The 3211-nt window shown below is 55.9% G+C and carries 1 rRNA gene; it reads left to right on the top strand.

The features are described from left to right. Nucleotides 1–56 precede the first annotated feature (56 nt). Nucleotides 57–3169: ribosomal RNA gene (locus tag AB0M73_RS49545) — 23S ribosomal RNA — on the top strand. The last annotated feature ends 42 nt before the right edge of the window (nt 3170–3211 follow it).

A 3211-nucleotide genomic window follows, 5' to 3' on the forward strand; every position in this document is an offset into this window, starting at 1 on the left:
GTGGGGAAGCTTCTGGTTGTTCTTTGAGAACTACACAGTGGATGCGAGCATCTTTGTGGCAAGTTATGAAGAGCACACGGTGGATGTCTTGGCACCAGGAGCCGATGAAGGACGTAGGAGGCTGCGAAAAGCCTCGGGGAGCTGTCAACCGAGCTGTGATCCGAGGGTGTCCGAATGGGGAAACCCGGCCTCAGTCATGTGGGGTCACCCGCGCCTGAATATATAGGGCGTGTGGAGGGAACGTGGGGAAGTGAAACATCTCAGTACCCACAGGAAGAGAAAACAACCGTGATTCCGTGAGTAGTGGCGAGCGAAAGCGGATGAGGCTAAACCATGGACGTGTGATACCTGGCAGGGGTTGCGTTTGTGGGGTCGTGGGACGTTATTTGTCTGGGCTGCTGACCAGGCGGGAAGTCAGAAAACAGTGTGTTAGTGGAATCAGTTTGGGAAACTGGACCGTAGAGGGTGATAGTCCCGTACGCGAAAACATGCTGTCTTCCTTATAATGCTCCCAAGTAGCAGCGAGCTCGTGAAATTTGCTGTGAATCTGGCGGGACCACCCGCTAAGCCTAAATACTCCCTGGTGACCGATAGCGGACTAGTACCGTGAGGGAAAGATGAAAAGTACCCCGGGAGGGGAGTGAAAGAGTACCTGAAACCGTGTGCTTACAATCCGTCAGAGCCTCCTTAGCAGGGGTGATGGCGTGCCTTTTGAAGAATGAGCCTGCGAGTTAGTGGTACGTGGCGAGGTTAACCTGTGTGGGGTAGCCGTAGCGAAAGCGAGTCCGAATAGGGCGTTGTAGTCGCGTGCTCTAGACCCGAAGCGGAGTGATCTAGCCATGGCCAGGGTGAAGCGCGGGTAAGACCGTGTGGAGGCCCGAACCCACCAGGGTTGAAAACCTGGGGGATGAGCTGTGGTTAGGGGTGAAAGGCCAATCAAACTCCGTGATAGCTGGTTCTCCCCGAAATGCATTTAGGTGCAGCGTCGCGTGTTCCTTGGTGGGGGTAGAGCACTGGATGGCCTAGGGGGCCTACAAGCTTACTGAAGTCAACCAAACTCCGAATACCATTAAGCTAGAGCGCGGCAGTGAGACTGCGGGCGATAAGGTTCGTAGTCGAGAGGGAAACAGCCCAGAACACCAGCTAAGGCCCCAAAGTGTGTGCTAAGTGGGAAAGGATGTGGGGTCGCCCAGACAACCAGGAGGTTGGCTTAGAAGCAGCCACCCTTTAAAGAGTGCGTAATAGCTCACTGGTCAAGTGGTCCTGCGCCGACAATGTAGCGGGGCTTAAGCACACCGCCGAAGCTGTGTCATTCACGCATTGATCCGCCCTGGCTTGCCAGGGTGCAGTCGTGTGGATGGGTAGGGGAGCGTCGTGTGGGGGATGAAGCGGCAGGGGAACCTAGCCGTGGACACTACGCGAGTGAGAATGCAGGCATGAGTAGCGAATGACGAGTGAGAAACTCGTCCGCCGGATGACCAAGGGTTCCTGGGCCAGGCTAATCCGCCCAGGGTAAGTCGGGACCTAAGGCGAGGCCGACAGGCGTAGTCGATGGACAACGGGTTGATATTCCCGTACCCGTGTAAACGCGTCCATGGTGAGGCTAGTGATGCTAACCGCCCGCAAGCCACGGAGTCTTCGGATGATGTGGGGAGTGCGCGGGATCCGATCTAGTAGTAGTCAAGCGATGGGGTGACGCAGGAAGGTAGCTCCGCCAGTCAGTGGTAATACTGGTGTAAGCGTGTAGGCCGTCAGGGTAGGCAAATCCGTCCTGACATTAAGGCTGAGACGTGATGCGTAGCCGATTGAGGCGAAGTAGAGTGATCCTATGCTGTCGAGAAAAGCCTCTAGCGAGTGTTTATGCGGCCCGTACCCCAAACCGACACAGGTGGTCAGGTAGAGAATACCGAGGCGTTCGGGTGAACTGTGGTTAAGGAACTCGGCAAAATGCCCCCGTAACTTCGGGAGAAGGGGGGCCGAGGGACTTGAAGCCCCTTGCGGGCTAGGGTTTTTCGGCCGCAGAGAGCAGCGAGAAGCGACTGTTTACTAAAAACACAGGTCCATGCGAAGTCGTAAGACGATGTATATGGACTGACGCCTGCCCGGTGCTGGAACGTTAAGGGGACCGGTTAGTCTTTCGGGGCGAAGCTGAGAACTTAAGCGCCAGTAAACGGCGGTGGTAACTATAACCATCCTAAGGTAGCGAAATTCCTTGTCGGGTAAGTTCCGACCTGCACGAATGGCGTAACGACTTCTCGACTGTCTCAACCACAGGCCCGGTGAAATTGCATTACGAGTAAAGATGCTCGTTACGCGCGGCAGGACGGAAAGACCCCGGGACCTTTACTATAGCTTGGTATTGGTGCTCGGTTCGGCTTGTGTAGGATAGGTGGGAGACTGTGAAGCTGGCACGCCAGTGCTGGTGGAGTCATCGTTGAAATACCACTCTGGTCGTTCTGGGTGTCTAACCTCGGACCGTGATCCGGTTCAGGGACAGTGCCTGGTGGGTAGTTTAACTGGGGCGGTTGCCTCCCAAAGGGTAACGGAGGCGCTCAAAGGTTCCCTCAGCCTGGTTGGCAATCAGGTGTTGAGTGCAAGTGCACAAGGGGGCTTGACTGTGAGACTGACGGGTCGAGCAGGGACGAAAGTCGGAACTAGTGATCCGGCCATGGCTTGTGGAAGCGTGGTCGCTCAACGGATAAAAGGTACCCCGGGGATAACAGGCTGATCTTGCCCAAGAGTCCATATCGACGGCATGGTTTGGCACCTCGATGTCGGCTCGTCGCATCCTGGGGCTGGAGTAGGTCCCAAGGGTTGGGCTGTTCGCCCATTAAAGCGGTACGCGAGCTGGGTTTAGAACGTCGTGAGACAGTTCGGTCCCTATCCGCCGTGCGCGTTGGAGATTTGAGGAAGGCTGTCCCTAGTACGAGAGGACCGGGATGGACGGACCTCTGGTGTGCCAGTTGTCCCGCCAGGGGCATGGCTGGTTGGCTACGTTCGGGAGAGATAACCGCTGAAAGCATCTAAGCGGGAAGCTTGTTCCAAGATGAGATCTCCTACCTCCTTGAGAGGGTAAGGCCTCCTATAGACGATGGGGTTGATAGGCCAGAGATGGAAGCCCTGTAAGGGGTGGAGTTGACTGGTACTAATAGGCCGAGGGCTTGTTTACAAAGACGCTTCGCATCCACTGTGTGGTTCTGAGAGAACCAAT

Origin of the sequence: Kutzneria sp. NPDC051319, assembly GCF_040682195.1 — a bacterium.
Taxonomy (GTDB): Bacteria; Actinomycetota; Actinomycetes; order Mycobacteriales; family Pseudonocardiaceae; genus Kutzneria.